This window comes from Arthrobacter sp. TJ-58, from assembly GCF_058269295.1.
In genome coordinates, this window is sequence record NZ_JBZCNM010000003.1 from 173,367 (window position 1) to 197,894 (window position 24,528).

The 24,528-nt window shown below is 63.5% G+C and carries 23 protein-coding genes and 1 riboswitch; of the genes, 14 read left to right on the top strand and 9 right to left on the bottom strand.

Going from position 1 to position 24,528, the window contains the following annotated elements; all coding sequences use genetic code 11:
* Positions 1-146 precede the first annotated feature (146 nt).
* Positions 147-962: an IclR family transcriptional regulator gene (locus AC4D2W_RS11200; protein WP_490926985.1), complete on the top strand. Its 816-nt coding sequence runs from the start codon at positions 147-149 to the stop codon at positions 960-962.
* A 19-nt stretch (positions 963-981) separates the two neighbouring features.
* Here AC4D2W_RS11200 and AC4D2W_RS11205 read toward each other — a convergent pair whose 3' ends face one another.
* The 3 genes from AC4D2W_RS11205 to AC4D2W_RS11215 form a co-directional block, all read right to left on the bottom strand.
* Complete coding sequence (locus AC4D2W_RS11205; RefSeq protein WP_490926986.1) at positions 982-1,437, bottom strand: nuclear transport factor 2 family protein; 456 nt, start codon at positions 1,435-1,437, stop codon at positions 982-984.
* 90 nt (positions 1,438-1,527) lie between these two features.
* Complete coding sequence (locus tag AC4D2W_RS11210; protein ID WP_490926987.1) at positions 1,528-2,454, bottom strand: VOC family protein; 927 nt, start codon at positions 2,452-2,454, stop codon at positions 1,528-1,530.
* 45 nt (positions 2,455-2,499) lie between these two features.
* Positions 2,500-3,684, bottom strand: a complete 1,185-nt coding sequence (locus tag AC4D2W_RS11215; RefSeq protein ID WP_490926988.1) for an acyl-CoA dehydrogenase family protein — start codon at positions 3,682-3,684, stop codon at positions 2,500-2,502.
* 222 nt (positions 3,685-3,906) lie between these two features.
* Between AC4D2W_RS11215 and AC4D2W_RS11220 the strand changes: the two genes are divergently transcribed.
* Both AC4D2W_RS11220 and AC4D2W_RS11225 read left to right on the top strand, forming a co-directional pair.
* Positions 3,907-4,809 (top strand): alpha/beta fold hydrolase, encoded by a 903-nt coding sequence (locus AC4D2W_RS11220; protein ID WP_490926989.1) that lies wholly within the window; start codon positions 3,907-3,909, stop codon positions 4,807-4,809.
* On the top strand, positions 4,806-5,852 hold the full coding sequence (locus AC4D2W_RS11225) for a 2Fe-2S iron-sulfur cluster-binding protein (RefSeq protein WP_490926990.1): 1,047 nt from the start codon (positions 4,806-4,808) through the stop codon (positions 5,850-5,852). The genes AC4D2W_RS11220 and AC4D2W_RS11225 overlap by 4 nt, the downstream gene beginning before the upstream one ends.
* 95 nt (positions 5,853-5,947) lie before the next feature.
* On the opposite strand, the gene AC4D2W_RS11230 is transcribed toward AC4D2W_RS11225, so the two are convergent.
* Positions 5,948-6,229 (bottom strand): hypothetical protein, encoded by a 282-nt coding sequence (locus tag AC4D2W_RS11230; RefSeq protein ID WP_490926991.1) that lies wholly within the window; start codon positions 6,227-6,229, stop codon positions 5,948-5,950.
* Positions 6,229-7,386: a 3-ketosteroid-9-alpha-monooxygenase, oxygenase component gene (locus AC4D2W_RS11235; protein ID WP_490926992.1), complete on the bottom strand. Its 1,158-nt coding sequence runs from the start codon at positions 7,384-7,386 to the stop codon at positions 6,229-6,231. Before AC4D2W_RS11235 ends, AC4D2W_RS11230 begins: the two co-directional genes overlap by 1 nt.
* Before the next feature lie 195 nt (positions 7,387-7,581).
* Between AC4D2W_RS11235 and AC4D2W_RS11240 the strand changes: the two genes are divergently transcribed.
* From AC4D2W_RS11240 to AC4D2W_RS11250, 3 genes are all read left to right on the top strand, one after another.
* Positions 7,582-9,135: an FAD-binding protein gene (locus AC4D2W_RS11240; RefSeq protein WP_490926993.1), complete on the top strand. Its 1,554-nt coding sequence runs from the start codon at positions 7,582-7,584 to the stop codon at positions 9,133-9,135.
* 184 nt (positions 9,136-9,319) lie between these two features.
* Complete coding sequence (locus tag AC4D2W_RS11245; protein ID WP_490926994.1) at positions 9,320-9,868, top strand: DUF421 domain-containing protein; 549 nt, start codon at positions 9,320-9,322, stop codon at positions 9,866-9,868.
* 206 nt (positions 9,869-10,074) lie between these two features.
* Positions 10,075-10,278: a cold-shock protein gene (locus tag AC4D2W_RS11250; protein ID WP_104055090.1), complete on the top strand. Its 204-nt coding sequence runs from the start codon at positions 10,075-10,077 to the stop codon at positions 10,276-10,278.
* A gap of 159 nt (positions 10,279-10,437) precedes the next feature.
* Here the strand turns inward: AC4D2W_RS11250 and glsA are convergent, their stop codons facing one another.
* Positions 10,438-12,309 carry a glutaminase A gene (gene glsA, locus AC4D2W_RS11255; RefSeq protein ID WP_490926995.1) on the bottom strand — a complete coding sequence of 624 codons (1,872 nt, stop codon included), beginning with the start codon at positions 12,307-12,309 and terminating at the stop codon, positions 10,438-10,440.
* Positions 12,310-12,521: 212 nt separating this feature from the next.
* On the opposite strand from glsA, the gene AC4D2W_RS11260 reads away from it, so the two are divergent.
* Positions 12,522-12,725 (top strand): cold-shock protein, encoded by a 204-nt coding sequence (locus AC4D2W_RS11260; RefSeq protein WP_104055094.1) that lies wholly within the window; start codon positions 12,522-12,524, stop codon positions 12,723-12,725.
* A 297-nt stretch (positions 12,726-13,022) separates the two neighbouring features.
* On the opposite strand, the gene AC4D2W_RS11265 is transcribed toward AC4D2W_RS11260, so the two are convergent.
* The 3 genes from AC4D2W_RS11265 to AC4D2W_RS11275 are packed head-to-tail and all read right to left on the bottom strand — an operon-like array spanning position 13,023 to position 16,913.
* Entirely contained in the window at positions 13,023-14,825 is a 1,803-nt protein-coding gene (locus tag AC4D2W_RS11265; protein ID WP_490926996.1) for an ABC transporter permease, read from the bottom strand.
* Positions 14,826-14,835: 10 nt separating this feature from the next.
* Entirely contained in the window at positions 14,836-15,849 is a 1,014-nt protein-coding gene (locus AC4D2W_RS11270) for an ABC transporter ATP-binding protein (protein WP_490926997.1), read from the bottom strand.
* 14 nt (positions 15,850-15,863) lie between these two features.
* Positions 15,864-16,913, bottom strand: coding sequence for an extracellular solute-binding protein (locus tag AC4D2W_RS11275; RefSeq protein ID WP_490926998.1), 1,050 nt, complete (start codon positions 16,911-16,913; stop codon positions 15,864-15,866).
* 213 nt (positions 16,914-17,126) lie between these two features.
* Here AC4D2W_RS11275 and AC4D2W_RS11280 point away from each other — a divergent pair, with 213 nt between their 5' ends.
* The 7 genes from AC4D2W_RS11280 (at position 17,127) to AC4D2W_RS11310 (ending at position 24,467) form a co-directional block, all read left to right on the top strand.
* Positions 17,127-18,656 (top strand): ABC transporter substrate-binding protein, encoded by a 1,530-nt coding sequence (locus AC4D2W_RS11280; protein WP_490926999.1) that lies wholly within the window; start codon positions 17,127-17,129, stop codon positions 18,654-18,656.
* Between the two features lie 6 nt (positions 18,657-18,662).
* A complete protein-coding gene (locus AC4D2W_RS11285) occupies positions 18,663-19,610 on the top strand; it encodes an ABC transporter permease (RefSeq protein WP_490927000.1) in 948 nt (315 codons plus the stop codon).
* Positions 19,607-20,434 carry an ABC transporter permease gene (locus tag AC4D2W_RS11290; RefSeq protein ID WP_490927001.1) on the top strand — a complete coding sequence of 276 codons (828 nt, stop codon included), beginning with the start codon at positions 19,607-19,609 and terminating at the stop codon, positions 20,432-20,434. Before AC4D2W_RS11285 ends, AC4D2W_RS11290 begins: the two co-directional genes overlap by 4 nt.
* On the top strand, positions 20,434-22,272 hold the full coding sequence (locus AC4D2W_RS11295; RefSeq protein WP_490927002.1) for a dipeptide ABC transporter ATP-binding protein: 1,839 nt from the start codon (positions 20,434-20,436) through the stop codon (positions 22,270-22,272). The genes AC4D2W_RS11290 and AC4D2W_RS11295 overlap by 1 nt, the downstream gene beginning before the upstream one ends.
* A gap of 49 nt (positions 22,273-22,321) precedes the next feature.
* A riboswitch (SAM riboswitch) is annotated at positions 22,322-22,445 on the top strand.
* A gap of 30 nt (positions 22,446-22,475) precedes the next feature.
* Positions 22,476-22,652, top strand: coding sequence for a hypothetical protein (locus AC4D2W_RS11300; RefSeq protein ID WP_490927003.1), 177 nt, complete (start codon positions 22,476-22,478; stop codon positions 22,650-22,652).
* 17 nt (positions 22,653-22,669) lie between these two features.
* The gene (locus AC4D2W_RS11305) at positions 22,670-23,038 is read left to right on the top strand and encodes a PIN domain-containing protein (RefSeq protein WP_490927004.1); all 369 of its coding nucleotides are present in this window, start codon (positions 22,670-22,672) and stop codon (positions 23,036-23,038) included.
* Positions 23,039-23,165: 127 nt separating this feature from the next.
* A complete protein-coding gene (locus tag AC4D2W_RS11310) occupies positions 23,166-24,467 on the top strand; it encodes an Nramp family divalent metal transporter (protein WP_490927005.1) in 1,302 nt (433 codons plus the stop codon).
* Positions 24,468-24,528: the final 61 nt, after the last annotated feature.

The window sequence follows — 24,528 nt, forward strand, 5'->3', positions numbered from 1 at the left end:
TAGTGATGTGTACAGTGAAGCCACGATGTGGTTCAGTTCACATTGTTCCGTTTTAGGTTGTTGTGCCAAGGAGGTCGCTCAGCCATGTATCAGTTCCAACAGATGCCCCAAACGCTTTCAGCTGGTCCGGTTCCGGGGGAGGACCGATGAGTATTTCAACAGGTTCCCGGCGGACCGTGGCCTGGCCCTCCGCGGCCGGAACCCTGGCGCCCGTTCCCGAAGGCGGGCTGCCGCCCTCCATGGCGGGCCGGATGACGCTGATCATGGAAGCGTTCGATGCGCGCGATGTCCGGCTCCTGCTGGACGAGATTGCCACCCGGACCAGCCTGCCCCGGTCAACCACACACCGGATTCTGGACCAGCTGGTTCAGCTGGGCTGGCTCGAGCACACGCCGGAGGGATACGGCATGGGCTGGCGGTCGCTGCAGTTCTGCGGCCTCGACGACGGCCACAGCCGCATCCGCGCCGAAGCTGCGCCGTTGCTGCACACCCTGGCCATGCGCACGGGAATGGTGGTGCACCTCGCGGTCCTTAAAGGTCCCAGCATCCATTACCTGGATAAGGTTGGCGGCCGCGCTGCGGCAGCGGTTCCGTCCCGTGTGGGCGGCAGCGCTCCGGCGCATGCAACCGCGCTGGGCAAGTCCATGCTCGCCTGGATGACCCCGGAGCAGCTTGATGAGCTCTTCAAGAACGGGCTGCATCCCCATACCGGCCGGACCATCAGTGACCCCCAGAGCCTGTACGCCGAACTTCACCGCATCCGGCAGCGGGGCGGTCTGGCCTACGAGGCCGGCGAAAGCTACGAAGGCATTGCCTGCGTGGGGGCGGCGATCCGCGGCCGGCGCAGCAAGCCCGTGGCAAGCATTTCGCTGGTGGGCCGCAGCGAGGACCCTCTGGAGCGGATGGCTCCGCTGGTGATCGACGCCGCCCGCCAGATATCCGCCGCTCTGTTCCCCTGCTGATCCCGTTCACCGGCCGGCGCTAGCCCTCGGACGCCGGTGGATTCAGCACGGCCCGGACGGATCTGCGGCTGAATTTCCATTCCGAACCGATGCGCACAAACTGATCCGTGTACAGGCCGAGGGAGTCCTTCCGGGTGCCCTCCGGGTTCAGGCCGAAGGCTTGAAAATACGCGGTGGCGGAGGCGGTGTCTGAAGCTACGTCAATAATGTGGTTGAAGACCAGATGGACTGTGCCCGAACCCGCGTGGGCATTGATGGTGGCTCGGAAGAACGCACGCAGGTCTGCCCTGCCCGAAATCTCCGCGAGCCCCCACGCACTGCCGTCCCACACGCCGTCGTCCGCGAACAGGGAGACCAGCTCATCCAGCCGTCCGTTGTCCAGGCATGCGGAATACCGGTGCATCAGCTTCTGGAGCTGTTCGACGTCGGTGGCAGCAGTGTGGGTTGCCGCTGGCTGCGCCGGGAGAGTATCCATCGGGTTCCTTCGGGGAAAGGGAAGCGGAGGCCGGCGGCGGAGGTGCATCTGAGGGCTCCTCAGCCGCCGGCCTGATCTGCAGGTCGGTTCCTAGAGCGCGGCCACTGCCTGCGGCGGGGTGAAGGCAGCCAGGGGCTCACCGGCGGAATGGTCATGGCCCCAATAGCTTTCGGAGGTGATTTCCTCAGCCGTGTAATAGGACTCGTCCACGAGCATGCCGGCGGTGCCGAACTCGATGTCCCAGCCGCCGGGTGCGCGGACGTAGAAGGACACCATCTTGTCGTTGGTGTGGCGGCCCAGGGCAGCCGAGAGGCTGAAGCCCAGCTTGGTGACCTTGTCCAGTGCGCGGCCAACCGTGTCCAGGTCCTCAACCTCCACCATCAGGTGAACCAGACCCGGCTCTTCGCCGTGCGGGGCCGGGCCGATGGCCAGGCTGTGGTGGCGCTGGTTCACACCGAAGAAACGGAACCGGACGGCGGGCCGGCTCGGGCCCAGCCGTACGGCACCGCGCGGTAGGAAGCCCAGGACGTCGGTGTAGAACGACGTCGTTTCCGCCATGGCGGTGGTGGGCAGCACCACGTGGCCCATGCCCTGGGCGCCGGTGACAAACTTCTGCGCGTAGCCGGTGATCAGCGGGCTGTGGTCCAGGCGCGGACCGAAGAAGACCTCCACGGGTGTGCCGCCGGGATCGGTGAAGGTGATGACCTGCTCCAGGCCCCGCTGGTCATTTTCCTCCTCGGTCAGCCAGGTGACGCTGATGCCGGCGTCCTCCACGGCCTTGGCCACGGCAGCCAGGCCAAACTGGTCGCGGACCTCCCAGCCAACGGCCACTACTGCGTCCTTCTCGCCGGGAAGGACGATCAGGCGGGATTCCCGTTCATCCATCCGCAGGTACAGGCCGTCCGGGTCGGGGCCCACGGTCTCGGCAAAGCCAAGACCTTCCACAGTCAGTTCACGCCAGCGGTCAATGTGCTTGGTTTGGACCTTCAGATAGCCCAGTCCCTTGATGTGAGTCATGTGCTTCCTCGCTTTACTGTTGGGGGTTGATGTCATCCGGAAGTTTTAGACCATCGACGTCAGGTTGGCGGGCGGTTCCATCCCCAGTTCGGTGAGGACAGCCGCGTGGTAAGTGGGCCCGGGTACGTGGATGGCGTGGGCAAGGCCCATGTGGGCGTCGCGCCAGAAACGCTGGATGGGGTTATTCATGCGCAAACCGTTTCCGCCGGAGCGGGACAGGATGGTATCGACGGCGGCAGTGGCCCGCCACGCGGCCTGGATCTGCGTCCGGCGGCCCACGGCCCGCTGCTCCAGGGAAACGTCGCGGCCCGCAGCCACCGTGTCGTAGATGCGGCTGATGTTGTCCAGCAATGCTGCGCGTGACGCCCGGATTTCGCCGGCGGCCTCGCTGACGGCATACATGCTGTACGGGTCCTGCGTGCTCTTGGTGCCGTTGCCCTGCTGGCGGTTGCGCTGGTACTCCAAGTGGGAATGCAGGGCACCCTCGGCGATGCCGATCACGGCTGAGGTGAGCCCCAGCGGGAACAGGCAGTAGAAGGGGATGCGGTGGATGGGTTCGGTCTTACCTGCCTCGCGGGCCGTCTTGCCTTCAAAGAGCTCGGACTGCAGCACCACCCGGTATTCGGGGACAAAAGCGTCCTTAATGATGACGTCCTTGCTGCCGGTGCCTTTCAGGCCCACCACGTCCCAGGAATCTTCAACAATGGTGTAATCGGCGCGGGGAACCACAATGTGCACGGACTGGACCGGCTTCAGCGGCTTACCCTCGGCATCGCCGATGAAGGCTCCCAGAATGACCCAGCTGGCATGATCGGTGCCCGTGGAGAACTGCCAGTGACCGTTGACCTTGTAGCCGCCGTCGACCGGGGTGGCCACCCCCATGGGGGCGTAAGGGGAGGAGACCCAGGTGTCCTCGTCCCGGCCCCAGATTTCCTCCTGCAGCTTGGGGGACATGATGTCCAGTTCCCAGGGGTGGACGCCGACGACGCCGGAAACCCAGCCCGCAGCGCCGTCGAGGGCGGCGATCTTCATGACCGTCTCGGCGAACTCGGCCGGGTGCGCCCGCGTGCCGCCGTATTCCACCGGTGCAAGCAGCTTCATGACCCCGCTTTGGCGCAGGATGTCCACGGTACCGTCGCTGAGTTTGCCCAGGTCTTCGTTTACCTGGCCATAGGAGCGAAGCTCCTCACCGCGCTCGGTCAGCACATCTGAACTTGCAGTAATGGTCATTGCACGCATCTCGCTTTCTCTTCGGGGCATTTCCGCCGCCGCTGGTGAAAACCTAGGCGTGCTGCTCCCGGGGAGCCTTGAATGTCTCGGTCACTGGGATTGCCGGGCGGGCGGGTGAACAGGGCCATTCATCCCGGTGATCGGGACCTGCGCCGCTGCCGGCAGGGGTGCTGATTATGGTTTTGACAGACCTACGTAACTCGTCCATCGAGGAGCCATAAAATGACCACGGACCTTCGCCATGAAACGGGTAAAGCGGATCTCCCCAGCGCGGACATTTCCCTGCAGGAGCTGCAGACCGAACAAGGGGTGCTGCGCTACCACGAGGCAGGCGACGGACCGCCGCTGGTTTTCCTGCACGGCTCCGGACCAGGGGTTACCGGCCTGGGGAATTTCGGCGGCATTCTGAAGTCCTTCGCCGAGCACTTCCACTGCTACGTGCTGGAATTCCCGGGCTTCGGTGTCAGCGATCCCAGCGACCAGCATCCAATGCCGGCGGGCATCCAGGCAGTCACGGACCTGCTCGACGGCCTGGGCCTGGGCCAGGTGGACATCATCGGCAATTCGATGGGCGGGATGGTCGGTACACGGTACGCGATCGCCCATCCGGAACGGGTCCGCCGGCTGGTGACGCTGGGCGGCATGGGCGTGAACCTTTTCAGTTCCTCCCCGTCCGAAGGCATCAACCTGCTGGTCGCCTTTACCGAGGACCCCACCCGGGAACGGCTCATCCAGTGGCTGCAGTCCATGGTGTATGACCAGTCCCTGGTGACCGAAGAACTGATCAACCAGCGCTGGGAACAAGCCACCGACCCGCAGGCCCTGAGCAGTGCGCGGAAAATGTATACCCGGGCGGCCATGAAGGCGGCCGCAGCAGGTGCTGCGGCTTCCGACGCGGCGCCCGCCTGGGCCCAGCTCCACCGGCTCAAGGCCAAGACCCTGATCACCTGGGGCCGTGATGACCGGGTCTCCCCGCTGGACGGAGTTCTGGTGCCCATGCGGACCATCCCGGACGTGGAACTGCACGTTTTCCCCAATTGCGGCCACTGGGCCATGATCGAACAGAAAGACGCCTTTGAAAGCACGGTTCTTGCTTTCCTGCGGCGGAAAGAGGCAGAACAGTGAGCAGTTCAGCAACAGTCACCCCGCTGCGGGTGCGCGTCGTCGAGGTCATCCGGGAGACAGCGGACGCCCACACCCTGGTTCTGGAACCCGAAGGCGAAGACCACGCACCTTTCAGCTATAAGCCGGGACAGTTCCTGACCATCCGGATCCCGAGCGAACGCGACGGCGGTGCAGCCAGATGCTATTCGCTGTGCAGCACGCCGGTGCACGACGAGAAGCTCAAAGTTACCGTCAAGCGCACCAGGGAGGGCTACGGCTCAAACTGGCTTTGCGACAATGCCGTGGAGGGCAACCTCCTGGAGGTGCTCCGGCCCGCCGGAACCTTCACCCCGCGCTCGCTGACCGACGATTTCCTTCTCTTTGCCGGCGGCAGCGGAATTACTCCGGTGATGTCCATCCTCAAATCAGTGCTGGCCGCCGGAACCGGCCTGGTAACCCTGATCTACGCCAACCAGGATGAAGCATCGGTGATCTTCCGCGAGGAGCTCATTGCCCTCGGCAAGGCACATCCGGGCCGGCTCACAGTCATCCATTGGCTGGGGACCGTGCAGGGCTTGCCCGATGAAGCGGCTCTTGGCGCACTCTCCGCGCCCTATCTGAACCGCGAAGTCTTCATCTGCGGCCCGGGGCCGTTCATGGACTGCGTCGGGAGGGCACTGGAAGGCCTGGGCATGCCGTCCGGGCAGATCCATATTGAACGCTTTGCCTCGCTTGGTACCGATCCCTTTGCGCCGGTGGAAACGGCGGTCAGCGACGGCTCCGGAACAGACACAGTTGTGGATGTTCAACTCGACGGCGTCAGCCGCACCGTGCCCTGGTCCGGCGGAAACCGGCTGCTGGATGTTCTGCTCAACGCCGGACTGGATGCACCGTACTCCTGCCGGGAGGGGGCCTGCAGCGCCTGCACCTGCCGGGTTCTCCAGGGTGAAGTCCGCATGGAAAACAACGAGGTGCTGGACGCAGCGGACCTTCGGGACGGGTACGTGCTGGCGTGCCAGGCTGTGCCCGTCGCCGGGCCCGTTAAGATCACGTACGACGAATAAGGTTCGCCGGCCACAGGGCGTAAAGTTCGCCGAGCACAGAGCATAAGGAAGGAGAGCCGTTTCCGGCTCTCCTTCTTTATGCTCTGTGCGGGAGGTTAGTTCTCCGCGACGTCCCGGTTGATGACGTCAATGGTGCCCTCAAGCGAGGCAGAACGAATGCTCTCCGCCAGCGTCTGACAGCCGGGAAACTGCACCGGGGATTTCTCCCCTTGGCAGGTGAGGGCACGCTCCCTGCAGGCCTTCTGCGCCGTCTCATTCCACTGGATACTGGTCTGCTGCCAGTTCGACTTGCGGACCAGGACCGAAGCGGTGCATCCGCGGCAGCCCAGCGGCTGCATGGGGTTGTCGATGAGCCGGACATCGGTGGGGGACATCATCAGATCAGCTGCTCCTCTGCGGCCTTGCGCACTGCCACGTTCTCAGCCACCTGCCTGCGCCAGCTTTCCACCGGCTTGGTGGTGTCCAGTTCATGTTCAAAGCGGTCCGTCATCTCCGGCAGGACGTCGGCGGCGTCCACGAAGAACTGCTCGTACCAGCGGCGGATCTGGTACACGGCTCCGTCTTCCTCGCACAGGAGCGGATTGTCGACGCGGGCCTTGTTCTGCCAGATCTGCACGTCTTGGTTGAAGCCGTTCAGGATCCATTTGGCCTGGTTGCTGGCGATCTGGTCCGGGTCGCCGGGCAGTTCCGGTTTCTTCTCCACGATGATGCCGGACATGAGGACGAACGAGTCCTCATCAATGGGGTAATGCGCGTTGATGAGGACGGTCTTCATGGTGAAGGTCTCATAGGTGTAGCTGAGGTCGTCAATCATGAAGGAGGGTCCGTAATAGGACGCCACCGAACTTGTCTTCTGCATCTTCGGAGCATTGGGATCGGGGTTCGCGGGAGTGACGTCCTCGCGTGCAATTCCATCGAAATACTGGGTCGCCACATGACCTTCGAAGACATTCTTGAAATAGGTGGGGAAGTTGTTGTGGATGTAGAAGAAGTGGGCCATATCCACGATGTTGTCCATAATTTCGCGGGTGCTGGTATTGACCACCAATTCGGTCCAGACCCAGTTGGTCCAGCCCTCGTCCTCTGCACCCTCAATCCGGGGGATGACAACGCCTTCGGGCGGCGGGTTGCCTTCGGGATCATTCCAGACGAACAGGAGACCGTCCTGCTCGAGGGTCTGCCAGGTGCTGGTCCGGGCACGCATCGGAACCCTGCGCGCATAGGGAACAGCCTTGCAGCGTCCGTCGCCTCCCCACCGCCAGTCATGGAACGGGCAGGCAATTTCGTTTCCCTTGACGGTGCCCAGCGACAGGTCTCCGCCCAAGTGCCGGCAGTACGCATCCAGGACATTGACCAGGCCGTCAGACCCGGAAAAAATCACCAGCTTCTGGCCGAAGGCCTTCACCGTGTGCGGCTTGCCGTCCTTGTACTTGTCCACCAAACCGAGGCAGTGCCACCCGCGCGCGAAACGTGAGCGGGTCTGGCCCGCTTCAATCTGCCTGATTTGATCCTGATCTGACTCAACAATGCTCATGCGGAATCCGTCCCTTCAGATGCGCCTATTTGGAGCCGAACTTCTTGACGCGAATCTACGCACACATGGGCGGTGAACGGGGCCAGTCCCGATGTATGGGACAGGAGCAGACTGGCGATTTCCCTCCTGCAAGTCTTGGCCGAGGGCCCGGGGCGGACGTCCAGGGGTGGGGGCCCGGCAACGAAAAGGAAAACGATGACAATCGGGCAGATAAACGTGCAGGATTGGGACAGCGAGTACGACGTCATTGTGGTGGGTTCCGGCGCCGGAGCCATGGCCGGTGCTTTCAGCGCTGCTTCCCGTGGATTCAAAACGCTGCTGGTGGAAAAGATGCCTCTCCTCGGAGGCACCTCGTCCTACTCCGGAGCCTCCTGCTGGCTGCCTGCCACACAGGTGCAGGAGCGGGCCGGCGTGGCCGATTCCGTTGATGCTGCCCGGGCCTACCTGCAGTCCCTGCTCGGAGAGGCTGAAGCTGACCGGCGCGAAGCCTTTTTGGCCAGTGCCCCCGAACTGGTCAAAGCCCTAGAGCACGACCCGGCCATTGAATTCCGCTGGACCGCCTTCCCCGACTACTTCGCGGGCCCGGGAAGGATGGATGCCGGCCGGTCCATGATGCCGGTGGATCTTCCGCGCAGCGAGATCGGCAGCCTGGCCGATCTGGTGCGGCCGAACATTGAGAGCGACCAAAAAGGCGAATCACATCCTGTCGGTCCGTTGACTGCCGGCCAGGCACTAATCGGCCGCCTGCTGCTGGGATTCATGAATACCGGCAACGGCTCCGTACGCACCGAAACCGAGATGACCGATCTCCTCGTCGAGGACGGGAGAGTCGTAGGAATCAGTGTGGTAACCGCCGCAGGGCCGCGCACGCTGAAGGCTGCAGCGGGAGTGCTGCTGGGCGCCGGCGGATTTGAATCGAACACCCGGATGCGCACCGAGAACGGAACACCCGGTTCCGCGGAGTGGACCATGGCTCCGCGCGGTGCGAATACCGGCACCGCTATCCGAAGCGCGCAGGCTGCAGGGGCCGCAGTGGAACTGATGGATGAGGGCTGGTGGTGCCCCGGAGTTTTGCAGCCCTCCGGCGGAAGCGCCTTCACCCTGGGTTTCCGGGGCGGGTTGATGGTGAGCGGGGACGGACGGCGGTTCGCCAACGAGTCCCTGCCCTATGACCGGATGGGCCGCCAAATGGCCTTTGCCGCGGAAGACCGGATTCCCTCCTGGTTTGTGTTCGATTCCCGGTCCGGCGGCGCGCTGCCGGCCATCATGCGCCCGGACAATACCTCGCCGCAGGAGCACCTTGCCGCCGGAACCTGGGTCCAGGCTCAAACCCTCGACGAACTGGCCGAACGCACCGGGTTGCCTGCCACAACCCTGAGCCAAACAGTGGAGCGGTTCAATGGTTTTGCCGAATCCGGAGTGGACGAAGACTTCCACCGCGGTGAGGACCCCTATGACCTCTTTTTCACGGATCCTTCGCACGGGCCCAATCCGGCGCTGGTGGCGCTGGACCAGCCGCCGTACTTTGCTGCGCGGATGGTGCTCAGCGACCTGGGTACCAAGGGAGGCTTGTGTACCGACCCCGATGCACGTGTTCTCCGTGCCAACGGGGAACCCATCCCCGGGCTCTACGCTGTGGGCAACTCGAGCGCATCCTTCTCCGGCCGTTTTTATCCCGGCCCGGGCGTCCCGCTGGGCACTGCGATGGTCTTCGCTTACCGGGCAGTCCAGTCCATGACTGCCGGGTAGCGGACCGGGGAGGCTCTGCGAGCCTGTCGGAACCACAGCGCCGCGGCTAACATTTTTCTTATCGTCCAGGCGGCTGCCGGTGCCATCCTCAGTTTTTCAGCCCTGGCTGGGCCTGCCTCTCCAATCAGGCTGAAGGTCCGGGACCGGAATAAGGTCCCGTCCTTGCCCTGTAAGGAGAACGCCCGTGTGGTCCCATAATCTCGGAATTACGCCCTTGGAAGCCCTCTGGGTCATCCTGTCTGCCATTGGTATTTACGGCGCCTTTTTCATACTGATCCGGACGGCGGGCCAGCGGGCGCTGGCGAGCTGGTCCACTATGGACAAGGCCATTGTCATAGCCTTTGGTTCAGTGCTGGGGCGCGTCGTCTTGGGGTACACGCCCACCTTGGCGGCCGGCGTCATCGGGTTGGCCACCATGTTTGCGCTCTTCCGTTTGGAAGCGGTCCTGCGCCGGAGCAAGCGGGGCGCCTATTTTTCCAGCAAGCCGATTCTGCTGATGGCGGGGGACCAGGTTCTGCAGCCCGGACTGCGTGCAGCCAGGATTGTGGAGGATGAGCTGTACTTCAAGCTTCGGCAGGCCGGCATTCGAAACTTCTCGGAAGTGGCGCTTGTGATCCTGGAACCCACCGGCGACATTTCGGTCCTGCGGCGCGGGGAGCTCATCGACCCGCTGCTGCTGCGCAGGATCCCGAACAGGGACAGCATTCCGGCCCATCTGGTGTTGCCCGGATGACCGCATCCGTGCCCCGGGAGGGGGCCGGTTTCCCCTTCTGCCATATCTCGTGTAGAGTCTTACTCAGTTGTTGGTTGTTGCGCATTTTGTATTTCAAGTGGCGAAACCCAAACGGGCTAGCCGCTTTTCTGTAAAAGCGGTAAGGAACACCGCGACTGAAGCTACCCGAAAGTCGGGATCTGCTTCAATCCAGAAGGAATATTAAAATGGCTACAGGTACAGTAAAATGGTTTAACTCCGAAAAGGGCTTCGGCTTCATCGAACCCGATGACGGAAGCGCCGATGTGTTCGCTCACTACTCCGCTATCAACTCCAATGGTTACAAGTCCCTGGACGAGAACCAGAAGGTTAGCTTTGATACCGAGCAGGGCCCCAAGGGTCCCCAGGCTACGAACATCCAGGCGCTCTAATTTAGAGACTTCGGTTCAGTACTTGTACTGAATTGCCTTACAAAAGCAGGACGGGTTTCCCGTCCTGCTTTTGTGTTTAAGCAGCGTCCCTGAGCTGGCACGTCCGTTAGGAAAGGCGGCGCCGCAGAGGGTTCCGCGGCGCCGCCTTTTGCGTGCGGATTAGTCGCGGGCGCGGAGGGCGCTCTCGCGGATGTATTGCTCCACCCTCGTGTAGGCATCCCGTGTGAGCGCCTTCCACAGTTCCACGGCAAGACGCGGATTTTCCTCTTCAAGGGATTCCATGGCTTCGGCGGTGAGAACCTTAAGCCGGACCGGCCCGCTTGCCTTTACCGTTGTCTCCTGGCGTTTGTCCGTGGCCAGTGCCATTTCACCGAAAGTCATGCCCGGCCCGAGCGTGGTGAGCTTGATCCGGGTTCCGTCCTGAGCCGGCATGGACGTGTCGATGGCACCGGAGACAATGAAGAACACCCCGCCAAAACGCTGGCCCACGCGGCGGACCACATCGCCGTCCTCATACACGCGTTCCTCCATCAGGTCCTGGACAGTCCGGGCATCCTGAGGATCCAGCTGGTTCAGAGCGGGGGAATCAACGGGTTCCATAGTGTCCGGGAGGACCAGCTCGCTGCCATAGGCGTCGATCAGCTGTGTCTCACAATATTCCACGGCTGCATTGCGGGTAACGAAGGACGGTACCTCCCGGCCGCGCTCAACCAGATCGCTGGTAACGGTTCCCTCGCCGTCCACCAGGACCAGCCCGCGGCCGTTCTGTGCCAGCATGTCTGCGGATTCGGCGAACAGGCGCAGGGCCACTTCGGACACCTCGTCCACGCTCCTCAAATCCAGGACCACCATTTCGACGTCGTCGTCCAGGTTGGAGAGCGCGCGCACCACCGATTCGGCTCCGGCGAAGAGGAGGTCCCCGTTCAGCTCCAGGACCTGGGCGCGGTGGCCGTGGCTGCGCAGCACTTCAACTGCCTCATCGGTGCGGCGGACGCCGGAGGGGGCAGCGGTGATGTCATAGACGTTGCGGATGGCGGAACGGCCGGTGCGGGCGGCGCGGACAAAGTGCAGCTGCATGTCGTGGGAGATCCGCTGGCTGGTGGCCACACCGCGGACACTGGATCCGTGCGCATCCAGCGGCGGGGAATAGACGGCCAGGCCGATCTGGCCGGGCAGGACGGCAATGGTGCCCCCGCCGACGCCGGATTTGGCCGGCATGCCGACGCTGGAAAGCCAGGCGCCGGCGTCGTCGTACATCCCGCAGGTGGCCATGACGGACAGAACCCGTTCCACCGATTCGATGTCCAGCACCTGGTCGCCGGAAAGGGGGTTGCAGCCGCTGTTGGCGAGCGTGGCGGCCATCAGGGCCAGGTCGCGGGTGTTGACCATGACCGAGCACTGCCGGAAATAGTCCTTAATGACCGGGGCGGGATCGGACTCGATGATGTCGAAAGACCGCAGCAGGTAGGCCAGCGCGTGGTTGCGGTGGCCGGACTTCAGCTCCGAGCGGTAGATCCGCTCGCTCACCGAGAGCTGGCGGCCGGCAAAAGCGGAGTACGTGTTGAGGATGCGGTTGAAACGGGTGACGCCGCCCGCGCTGCGGACCAGTGAAGTAGCGGTAAGGGCACCGGCGTTGATCATGGCATTGGCCGGGCGGCCGGTGCCCTCGGCGAGGGAAATCTCGTTGAAGGAATCTCCGGACGGTTCCACGTCCACCTTGGCGTCAACCGCATCCATGCCCCTGTCAGCCAGGGCCAGCCCGTAGGTGAACGGCTTGGAGATGGACTGGATGCTGAATTCCCTGCGGGTGTCGCCCACTTCATAGACGTAGCCGTCAGCCGTGGCCAGGGCAATGCCGAAGTTGTTCGGGTCCACGTTCGCCATGGCGGGAATGTTGCTGTAAGGCTTACCGTCCTTCAGTTCAGCAATTTCAGCGTGGATCCGCCGGAGGTAAGTTTCGATGGGGGAAGAGGCGGAAGCGGATTCAGAGGACAGGGCCGGTTCGGCCGGTACAGGGGCTGTGGAACGCATGTATCCAGCCTAACGAGTAGGTGGAGAGAAGGGGTGACGCTGCCGGGGGTGCTGTGTATACTGGACGCAGTTGCAGTGTTGCGCATGTTGAAGTCCAAGCGGCGAAACCCACATCAAGGGCAAGCCGCTTTTTCTGTAACATGCCGTCTACGGCACAGCAACGTGAAACTCCCCGAAGGTCGGGGGTGGTTTCTTTAGAAGGATGATTAAAAATGGCAACAGGTACCGTGAAATGGTTCAACTCCGAAAAGGGCTTCGGCTTCATCGAGCCCGATGACGGAAGCGCCGACGTTTTCGCTCACTACTCCGCTATCAACTCGAGTGGCTACCGCTCGCTCGAAGAGAACCAGAAGGTTAGCTTCGACACCGAGCAGGGCCCCAAGGGTCCTCAGGCCGTCAACATCCAGGCCCTCTAAATATAGACTTTGGATTCCCTCGGGAATCGGCTTGAATAAGTAGCAGGACGGGAAGAAATTCCCGTCCTGCTACTGCGTTAAGGCCTCTTTCGGCGGCATCCGTGAACTGGAGCAGGCCGGCCGCTTACCCCGCCCGACGGCGGGCCATACTGTTTGGCGACTCTGCTGAAGTGTCATGAGCACCGGGTCCGCGCAGGGCTTGGAACAGCGGCTGTTTGCCTTCAAAGGTGCGGGTCCGGTAACTGCCCGCATCTTCAGGGAATGGATCCCCAAGCAGGACAACGGGACTGCTGAGGCTTACAACTTGGTCAACTGTCCGCCTTCCGGCGCCGGAGCCGGCTGCACCGCGGTGGCAGGCTGCGCCGGTGCGTCCGGCAGTACGATCGCCCGGCGCCGCTTCTTGGTCTTCACCGACCGTCCGTACACCAGGTACATGGTTGCACCCATGATGATCATCAGCAGCACCGTGTAGACGAAGGTCAGGGCCATGGCGTCGCTGATGTTCTCACCCTGAGTGCTGTTCTTGATCACGATGCCCAGGGGTTCATACAGCGGGTGGTACAGGAACACCGCGGTGTCATAGTCATCCAGCAGACTGTTGAAGTTCAGGGCAGTAATGGCCGCGGCCGTTGGCAGCACAATCGGCAGCAGGACCCGCCGGAACGTGTAGAGCGACTTCGCCCCGAGGATCGCCGCGGCGTCCTCCAAGGAATCACTGATCGAGTAGAACGCCGCCTTGAGCATGCGCAGCGTGAACGGAATCTTGATGATGATGTACGCGGCCAGCAGCACCCAAACGGTTCCGGTAAGGACCTGGCCGCCGATGAACGCCGAGGGGCGGTCGAAAGTCATGATCAGGCCGAGCGCAATCAGGGTGGAGGGCAGGATCCAGGGAATGTGGAGCAGATATTCGGCTGCAACGGTGACCGGGTTCCGGAATTTCTGGACCATGCGTGCCACGAACAGCAGTCCCAGCACGACGACGACGGCCGCCACCGCGCTGTAGATGACGCTGACGGCAAAGGGCCGGAACGCGGACTCATCGGTGAACACCGTGATGTAGTTGTCCAGAGTGAAGCGGTCCAAGGCCAGGGTGGCCGAAGAAATGCTGGCGGTGTCCGTGAAGGAAAAGACCACAATCAGCAGGATCGGAAGGGAATACACCAGGAACAGAGCGTAGGCGGCAATGTGCACCAGAACGTTGGCCACCGGGTTTTCGATCTTCTGCTTTTTCATTCCGGCAGAGACCTTGGCGACCGAGAAATACGTGCCGCCGCGTTCCACCCGGCTCATGATGGCCAGCATCACCACCGTTGCCAGTCCCAGGATCAGCGCCAGGAGTGCTGCAATGTCACGGGAGGTTGAGGTCCCGGAGAAGGTCAGAATCATGGGGCTGATGGTCTGGAAGTTTTCCCCGCCCAGCACCTGCGGAGCCGTCAGCGCGCTGAGGCCGCCCAGGAACACCAAAATGGTGATGGCAAAGAGCATGGGCCGCAGCATGGGCAGCACAATCCGCCACAGGATCCGCAGCGTTGACGCTCCCATATTCCGCGCAGCTTCGATGGTTTGGTAATCCACCTTGTTCAGGGCAGAGGACAGGAAAAGCATGTGGTTGGACGTGGTGGAGAACGTCATGACGAAGACCACCGCAAAGAAGCCGCTGAACCACCCCGGGTCCATCTCCGGGAACCAGCCCAGCAGCAGGTTGGTGACAAACCCGTTCTGGCCGTAGATGAACTTGTATCCGGCCACCAGGACGATACCGCCGTAAATGAGCGTGGTGGCATAGCCCAGCCACAGGATCCGGGCGCCCCTAATGTCGAAGTACTGGGTGACCAGGACAATGAAGATGCCAACGGCGTTGACAGTCACTGACAGCACCACGGCCAGAATGAAACTGTTGGCCAGGCTCTTCATGGCCCGGTCCGAACTCAGGAGCTTCTCCACGGCCCGCCCGGAGAACTCACCCCTGGGGAAAAAGGTTTCGGCCAGCAGGCTGATGTTGGGCAGGATCAGGAACGTGCCGATGAACCACACCAGCACCACTGAGGTCACCACCACCAGAGGGGACCGCCACATGCTCTTGACTGAAGTTTGCACGGCGTAATTCCTAATATTGCAGGACGTTGGCGGGATCGATGAACAGGTCCACTCCGGTGCCCACGTCCATGCGGGTAAGGCCGTTCTCCGTGACCAGAGCCTTGATCCGGTTCTGGCCGGCGTCCACGGTGTACCGGCTGTGCATCCCGTGGTAGCTGCGGGCGGACACCACACCGTTGACCTTCACTGCACCGGCACCGGCCGTGAGCGGATCCAGGGACACCTTTTCGACGCGCAGGTAGGAATTCTTGGCCGGGTCCAGGGCAGCAGGGGAGTGCTCATTGAGGCGGCGGACCAGTTCCTCGTCCAGGACGTTGATGTCTCCGATGAAATTACAGACAAACTCCGTCGCAGAGCGCTCGTAAATCTCCTGGGGAGGCCCCACATGTTCCACTACACCCTTGTTGAACACGGCGATGCGATCTGACATGGTCAGTGCCTCGTCCTGATCATGCGTGACATACACGGTGGTGATACCGAACTGGCTCTGCAGGTCCTTGAGCTGTCCGCGCAGCTGGACCCGCAGCTTGGCGTCCAGGTTGGACAGCGGCTCATCCAGCAACAGAATCTTGGGCTTCAGGACCAGGGCACGGGCAATGGCAACCCGCTGCTGCTGCCCGCCGGAGAGCTCCGAAACGTTCTTGTGCAGCTGCTCTTCGCTGAGCTCCATCTGCTCCGCAATATCCGCCACCAGCCGTGCCGTATCGGTTTTTGACTCCTTGCGGACCTTGAGCCCGAAGGCGATGTTCTCCCACACGTTCATGCTTGGAAAGAGCGCGTAATTCTGGAAGACCATGCCAATGCTGCGCTTGTCACTGGAGAGGTGGGTAACTCGTTTGCCGTCAACAAAGACATCGCCGCCGCTGGGGCTGATGAAGCCCGCCAGCGTGCGCAGCGCCGTCGTCTTCCCGCACCCCGATGGTCCCAGGAGGGTGAAGAACTCACCCTCCCGGATCTCCAGGTCCAGATGCGGAATGGCCACGAAGTCGTCGAACGTCACCTCAATGTTTTCGTACCGGATCATTGGTCTTTGTCCTGTCAGGGCATGTATTCGAGCTCGATTTTTTCCACCCACTGGGAGATGTTGTCCCGGATGAACAACCAGTCCAGCTCCTGCGGGGGAATGGCCTCATACGACTTGAGGACCTCGGGATCCGTCTTTTCCAGCGCTTTTTGGTTGGCGGGAAGGCTGGCGAATTCGGCAGCAAAGTCGCCTTGGACTTCACCGCTTCCAAACCAGTTAATGAAGCGCTCCACCTCTTCCTTCTTGTCCGTGCCCTTGATAATGCCCACCTGCTCCACGGCGTAGGGGACGCCGCCCTCTGGTGCCATGACCCCGGCCGTCACGCCGTACTGCTCTTCACGGGCCGGGATGCCGCTGATGGTCATCTGCCCCATGTCCACGGAGCCGGCAGCCATGCGGGCGAAGAGGTCTTCGCCTTCCACGGCCTTGAATCCGTTTTCGAAGTAACCGCGGACCTGCTCCCAGCCTTCATCCGAAATGCCCAGATCACCCGAATCGTCCCGGTAACGGGTCAGGATGCTGGCCATCACGATCTGCTGCGTGGCACCGGCCAGGGTGCTGACGGATTCGTACCGCCCCTTGAACCGGTCATCGGTCCACAGGTCGGTCCAATCGGCCGGTGCCTCGGCTTCCGGAACGGCGGCAGTGTTGTACGCCAGCACAATGCCCTGCTGCACGATCGGCCAGAACGTCTCACCGTCACCCAGGCTTTCGTCGACGTCGGCGGACCACTCAGGGGTATAGGGCTCCAGCAGGTCTTCGGCCTTGATCTGCTCGAAGTACATGTTGTTCAATCCGAAGACCACATCCGCAACCGGGTTGCCTCCCTCAGCGATGATGCGGTTGGTCAGGTCCCCGCCGCCCAGGCCCACGATTTCAAGGTCGAATCCGGCCTGCTCGGCCTGCGCCTCAAGCCATTCGCCCTTCCCGTCCGAGTTCGAGTTGGTGTAGACAACCAGGGTTGCGCCTTCAGAGCTCCCTTCGTTGCTGGATTCCGTTGAACCCCCGCAGGCGGTCAGCAGCAGCGTTGCTGCCAGCCCGGCTCCGATCAATTTATTGCGCACGTCATCGTGTCCTTTCAGATCCCCCGGCCCGGCGCCGCGATGGCCTGAACTTATCCTCATTGGCCCCTTCAGGCAACACCTGTCCCAGTTGGCCGGACGACCCAATTTCCGCTCTGTTCCTGAGCGCGTCCATACTATGTAGGACAACAATTGGCGCGGACTTCTGTCCGCAGCCGCGCGGGCACCGCCCGCCCCACCGATGGAGACCCCCAGATGCGTCGAATTCCCGTCCGCTCGTCGGCTGCCCTGCTGCTGGCAGCGTTGACCCTCAGTGCCTGCTCCGCAGGTTCAGGCGGCGGGCAGTCCAGCGGCCAGGGCGGCGCCGGCGCGCAGCCGGACAACGCCGTCGTCGTCGCACTGACCGGGGAACCCGCGAACCTGGACTTCACCACCACTGCCGGTGCTGCCATTCCGCAGGCGCTGATGTCCAATGTGTACGAGGGCCTGGTGGAGATCGACCAGGACGGACAGATCCAGCCGCTGCTCGCCAAGTCCTGGGACATCAGTGAAGACCGCACTGCCTACACCTTCACGCTCCAGCCGGGGGTGACGTTCTCCAACGGGGAAGCATTCACCGCCGAGGACGTAAAGTTCAGCCTCGAACGGGTGAAGTCCGATGCCTGGCTCTCCAGCCTGAAAACCAAGATGGATGTGGTGGACAGCGTCACCGTCCTGAGTGACACCGAGGTACGGGTGCAGCTCTCCCGGCCCTCCAACGCCTGGCTCTTTGATCTGGGCACGCCCGTGGGTGCCATGTTCGATGAAAGCGGCGTTGCCGACCTGGCCTCCACGGCCATCGGCACCGGGCCCTTCACCGTGGAAGCCTGGAACCGCGGCGAATCCATCGAACTGGCCGCGCGCTCCGACTACTGGGGTGAAGCACCCCAGGTGGAAACCGCAACGCTGCGCTACTTCGCGGATGCCGTGGCCACCACCAACGCCCTGCGCTCCGGGGACGTTGACGTGGTTTACAACATGCAGGCACCGGAGCTGCTGCCCACCTTCACCGGCGATGACTCCTTCCAGGTCCTCGAAGGAACCTCCAACGGCGAGGTCATGCTGTCCATGAACAATGCCCGGCCGCCGTTCGACGACGTGCGGGTCCGGCAGGCAGTGCTTCACGCGATTGACCGCCAGGCCGTCCTGGACACGGCGTGGAGCGGCTACGGCACACTCGTCGGTGCGCCCGTGCCGCCCACCGACCCGTATTACGAGGATCTCAACGGCGCTTACGCCTATGATCCGGAGAAGTCCCGCGCGCTGCTGGCCGAGGCCGGTGCAGAAGATCTGAACATCACCTTCACCGTACCCACGCGCCCCTACGCCACGGCCGTGTCCGAAATCGTGGTGTCCCAGCTGGCCGAAGTGGGCATCAACGCCACCATCGAGTCGGCAGAATTCCCCGCTGTCTGGCTGGACAAGGTCTTCACCAGTCACGACTACGACATGTCGGTGGTCCTGGCCGTGGAAAGCCGTGACCTGCTGACCATGTTCAACAACCCCAACTACTACCTGGGGTATGACAACGCGAAGATCAAGGACGAAGCCGCCGCTGCCGATGCGGCAGACGAGGCCGGGTACGTATCCGGCATGCAGAAGGTGGTCCGCACCATCAACGACGACGCCGCCGCTGACGTCCTGTTCCTGTTCCCCAACATTGTGGTGGCCAAGTCCGGTGTCACCGGCCTGCCAGCCAACTCGGTCACGGAAGCGCTGGACCTGGGCTCAGTAGGCTGGCAGTAACAGACCGTGGGAATCCGCCTGCTTATTAACGCCGCCCGCTTTGCCGTCACCTTCCTGGTGGCCACTGTGGCGGTGTTCCTCTTCATGCGGGCCATCCCCGGGGACCCGGCCCAGATAGCCCTCGGAGTCAACGCGACCCCCGAGCTGCTGGAGCAGACCCGCCGGGAATTCGGCACGGACCGCCCGCTGCCGGTGCAGTACTTCGACTGGGTGTCGGGACTGCTCCGCGGGAACTTTGGGGTTTCCTACGTCACCCGGCAGGACATCAGCCCCCTGCTGCTGGACCGGCTGCAGGTCTCGCTGATCCTGGTGGGACTGGCCATGGCCGTTGCACTGGCTATCGCCGTGCCGTTCGGAACCGTTGCCGCACTGCGCCACCGCAAGCCCAGCGGCGTCCTGCTCAGCGGGCTGAGCCAGCTCGGCGTGGCCGTGCCGGGCTTCCTCGCGGCCATCATGCTAGTGGTGGTTTTTGCCGTCGGACTGGGCTGGTTCCCGGCCAACGGCTGGACCCCGCCGGGTGTGGACTTTGCCGACTTCCTGCACCGGGTTACCCTGCCGGTGCTTGCCCTGGCCTCGGTGCAGGGCGCCGTCCTGACCCGTTACGTCCGGTCCGCCGTGCTGGAAGTGATGAGCGAGGACTACCTGCGCACGGCCCGGGCCAAAGGCCTGGGCAAGCTGGAGGCACTGGTCAAGCACGGGCTGCGCAATGCCGCGGTTCCGGTGCTCACCGTCGCCAGCGTCCAGCTGGCCGCCCTGATCATCGGCGCCGTCGTCATTGAACGGGTCTTTGTCATTCCCGGACTCGGATCCATGCTCCTGGACGCAGTGGGCAACCGGGACCTGCTCACCGTGCAGTCCGTGGTGATGGTGCTGGTGGCCCTCACCCTGATCATCAACCTCGTGGTTGATGTCCTTTACACGATTGTTGATCCCCGCCTGAGGAAACGCGCATGAGCTCCGAACGCAGGCTTTCTCCGACGCTGCTGGCCGGAGCCATGCTGGTCGCGGTGGTCGTGCTGGCGGCGCTGGTCTCCTTTTTCTGGACCCCCTACGATCCGCTGCAGGCCGTCCCCGCCGACCGGCTCCAGGGCTCCAGCAGCGCACACCTGATGGGCACCGACCGCTACGGGCGAGACGTTTTCTCCGGCATCCTTTACGGCGCCCGGATTACCCTGTCCGTCGGACTGGTGGCCGTGGGCATCGCCGCGCTTATCGGCACCCCGCTCGGTGTCCTGGCCGGCATGCGCCGCGGAGCGGTGGAGGAAGTAACCATGCGCGGCGCGGACATCCTGCTGGCGTTCCCCGCGCTGTTGCTGGCGATCATGTTCGGAGCGGTCTTCGGCGGGGGAACGACGACGGCGATGGTCGCCATCGGGATCGGCTCCATCCCCGGCTTTGCCCGCGTGGCCCGCTCCGGCACCCTGCAGGTCATGAGCACCGAATACGTCCTGGCCGCGCGGGCCGCCAGCCAGCCCGGGCTGCGGATTGCCCGCCGCCACGTGCTGCCGAACATTGCCGGAATGGTGGTGGTGCAGTGCTCGGTGACCTTCGGACTGGCCGTCCTTGCCGAGGCCGCACTGTCCTTCCTGGGCCTGGGCACACCGCCGCCGGTACCGTCCTGGGGCCGGATGCTGCAGGAATCCCAGCAGTTCCTGAGCACCTATCCGTCGCTGGCGATCTGGCCCGGTGCGGCGATTGCCGTGGCGGTGCTGGGCTTCAACCTGCTGGGCGACGGCCTGCGGGACCGCTTTGATCCCCGACTGAACGGAACACGCTGATGTCCGCGCCGTACTCCGTGCCCGGTTCTGCCAACGGCCGTGCATCTTCCTTGCCTTCCTTCCTGCCTGCGCCGGTGTCCGCCGCCCACGCCCAGCTGCTGACGGTCACCGGGCTGCAGGTCACGGCCGGAAACCGGGTCCTGGTGCAGGACTTCGCGCTGTCCCTGGCCCGGGGTGAACGGGTCGGCCTGATCGGGGAATCGGGATCCGGAAAGTCCGTCACCGCGGCCGCACTGACGGGATTGTTGCCGGAAGGCCTGCACGTCACCGGATCCGTCCGCCTCGACGGCGTCCCTCATGACCTGGTGGGCGCCACCGACCGCCAGATGAGCCGCATCCGGGGCAGGCGGACGGGCATGGTGTTCCAGGAACCCCTGAGTGCCCTGAACCCGCTGATGCGGGTGGGCCGGCAGGTGGCTGAGGCGCTGACCCGGCACGGAGCCGCCCGCGGGCGGGCAGCCGAGGTCCGCAGTGTTGAACTGCTGGCATCGGTGCAGCTTCCGGATCCGGCGGAGGCTGCCCGCGCGTACCCCCATCAGCTTTCCGGCGGCCAGCGGCAGCGCGTCATGCTGGCCATGGCACTGGCCAATGATCCGGACCTGCTGATCTGCGATGAACCAACCACCGCACTGGACGTGAGCGTCCAGCGCCAAATGCTGGAGCTGATCTCCGACGGTGTGGCCCGGCGGGGGAGCGGGCTGCTCTTTATCACCCATGACCTGGCCGTTGCCGCGAGTATTTGCGACCGGATCCTGGTGATGCGCAAGGGCGTCCTGGTGGAACAAGGCCCCACCGCTGACGTTTTTTCCCGGCCACGGCATGAGTACACGCGCGGACTGCTGGCCGCCTCGGATCTGGAAGCCACCGATGCCGCCGGCAGGCTGTTCACGGTTTCCTCAGCAGCGGGTTATGTTCCGGGCGGTGCGCGCGCTTCCGGTGCCGTGACCCCCGCCGTCGTCGTGCCCGAACCGCAGCCCGCGGCCGCCCTTTCTGTTCCCGCCCCCGCGCAGTCCCTGCCCGAACCCCTGATCCGGGTGCGCGGACTTCACCGGACCTACCGCCGCGGACGCAGCTCGCTCTTCCGCGCCCCGGCCGAAGTGGCGGCGCTTCAGGACGTGTCCTTCGACGTGGCCGCAGGGCAGCGGTTCGGAATTGTGGGCGAATCCGGGTCCGGCAAATCCACGCTGCTGCGGATCCTCGCCGGACTGGATCTGCCGACGTCGGGCTCCGTAAAGGTGGCAGGCAATGAAGTGGCCGGCTCTCGGGAGGGTCAGCTGCTGGAGCTGCGCCGGCAGCTGCAGATAGTTTTTCAGGACCCCATGGGATCGCTCGATCCGCGGATGCGGGTGCGGGACCTCGTGGCCGAACCGCTGCTGCTTCCCGGGGAGCCCGTCGGTGCCCGCCACCATGCTGCCCGGATTGCTGAAATGCTCCACGCCGTCGGGCTGCCGGAGGACGCCGCGGACCGTTTCCCGCACCAGTTCTCCGGAGGCCAGCGGCAGCGCATTGCCATAGCCCGCGCCCTGATCTGTGAGCCGCGCATTCTGGTGGCCGATGAACCGGTGAGCGCCCTGGACGTTTCCGTGCGGGCGCAGGTACTGAACCTGCTGTCTGACCTGGTGGACAAATACCAGCTCACGCTCGTGTTCGTTTCCCATGATCTGGGTGTGGTTAAGCACCTCTGCGACACAGTGGCGGTAATGCACCGGGGGCGCATCGTGGAGTCCGGTGCCACCGAACAGGTCTATGCCGCGCCGCAGCATGACTACACCAAACAGCTCGTGGCGTCCTCGCTCTCTCTGCACGCCACCCCGGGTGCAGAAGCGAAGAAGACATAATCAGCAACACGGCGGGGGAGCCCGGATAGCTGGCTATACTTCCAAACAGCTTCAAGAACTGCGGCCGCCAAGCTCCGACTTGGCCGCATACCAACCCTGCGCTCGTTGGGTGGTTCGGATGAAGAAGTGGCCTGCACTCGCCTCACGGCACCCGGTGCGGGCAAGAGCACGCTGAAAGGACCGGCGCCCGGCGCCGTACTCCCATGGACAATGCCTCCTACCCCAATGACCGCCCGGCCGGCACCCGGCCCGCCGACGACGCCGTGCCTCTTCCCGGCCTGAAACCGCGGGCTGTTTCCCTGCAGGATTACCAGGTCATCACCCGCGCCCGGGAAGAGTTCCTCGAATTCCTGCTCGCCGGCACCGGGCACCCCGAGTGAACGGACAGTCGGGGCTCTTGCTGGACACCCCTGTGCTGGCCGAAATCCGCAGTTCCCGCTGCAGTTCCGTCCTGACGGATTTCCTGCGCCGCCGCAGCTCCCTCCGGATTTTCATCTCGGCGCTGACGCTGGGTGACCTGCCCTGTCCGGACAGCTCCTGGCTGCAGGAGCTCGCCGGCCGTTTCGGGTGCCATATTCTGCCGGTGGACCAGGGCGTCGTCCTTGCCTCGGCAGGGTTGGAGCGCGACGCCGGCACACTCACGGTGGTGCTGGCCGCCACGGCGCTGCGCAGCGATCTGACCGTAGTGACGGACCGCCCGGACGATTTCCGCCGGCTCGGAGCTCCCGCCGTCAACCCCTGGACCGCCGGGAGAACACAGGAATAACCCGAAGTACACGGCAGGTAACGGAGCAGGCTTCAGGAAGGGGCCGTGAGAAGATGCCTATGTCCCGTGACCGACAGCACATACGGCTTTCGGCTGCCCCAAACACTGACGTAAGGATTGCTGGCCCATGGCCGACGAAGGCACCATTCCCCGACCAAGAATCGCGCACGCCGACCGGATAGATGACGACGGCGGGGCACCCGCCAAGTGGAAGGTCGTTGGCCCCGGGCTGGTGGTGGCTGCCACCGGTGTTGGCGCCGCGGACATGGTTGCCACCCTGGTGGCCGGATCCAAATACGGCTACGGCCTGCTGTGGGCCGTGATTCTCGGCGTCATTCTCAAGATCATCCTGGTGGAGGGTGCCGGCCGCTACACGCTCGCCACCGGCAAAACCATTTTTGAGGGCTGGCGCTCGCTCGGAAAATGGACCACGTGGTACTTCGGTCCCTACATCATGGTTTGGGGCTTCGTCTACGGAGCCACCGCCATGTCTTCGGCGGCCCTGCCGCTGGCAGCACTGTTTCCGGCCATCGATCTGTGGATCTTTGCCATCCTGATGGGCCTGGCCGGCCTGGGCATGGTGTGGTTCGGGAAGTATGCCACCTTCGAAAAGATCACCGCCGCGCTGGTGGGCATCATGTTCGTCACCGTGGTGGGGCTGGCCGTCATTGCGGCTCCGAACATCCCGGAGATGATGTCCGGGCTGGTTCCGCTGATTCCCGAAGGCGGAGTGGTCTACACGCTGGCGCTGGCCGGCGGCGTGGGCGGAACCATCACGCTGGCCGCCTACGGCTACTGGCTGAGGGAAAAGGGCTGGTACACGCCCAAGTGGATGAAGGTCATGCGGATCGACAATTCCATGGCGTACGTCATGACCGGCATCTTCGTGATCGCCATGCTGATTGTCGGTGCCGAAGTTGTCCGTTCGGCCGGTGTCTCCCTCAGCTCCGGTGACGAAGGCCTGCTGGACCTTTACGACGTGCTCAAGGCCGAGTACGGCGATGTTGTGGGAACCGGATTCCTGGTTGGTTTCTGGGCTGCCTCCTTCTCGTCCATCATCGGCGTCTGGAACGGCGTCTCCCTGATGTTCGCGGACTTCTGGGGCAACATGCGCGGCAAGGAGTCCGGACACGAGGACACCCGCGTCGGCGGAAAGTACTTCAAGTTTTACCTTCTGTGGCTGACCTTCCCGCCGATGCTGCTGTTCCTGCTGGGCAAGCCCATCGGGCTGATCCTGGCCTACGGCGTCCTGGGTTCGCTGTTCATGCCGTTCCTGGCCGTGACGCTGCTGGGGCTGCTTAACGGCCGGCGCGTGCCCAAGGCCTGGGCGAACAAACTGCATACCAACCTTGCCCTCGGCATCACGGCTTTGCTGTTCATTGTGCTGGGCATCCAGCAGGTTGTGGACGCCATCATCAAGGCATTCTGACCTTCTCGGCCGCTGCCGAATCCCACCTGAAACTGCCCTGCCGCGCTCCATCGCGGCAGGG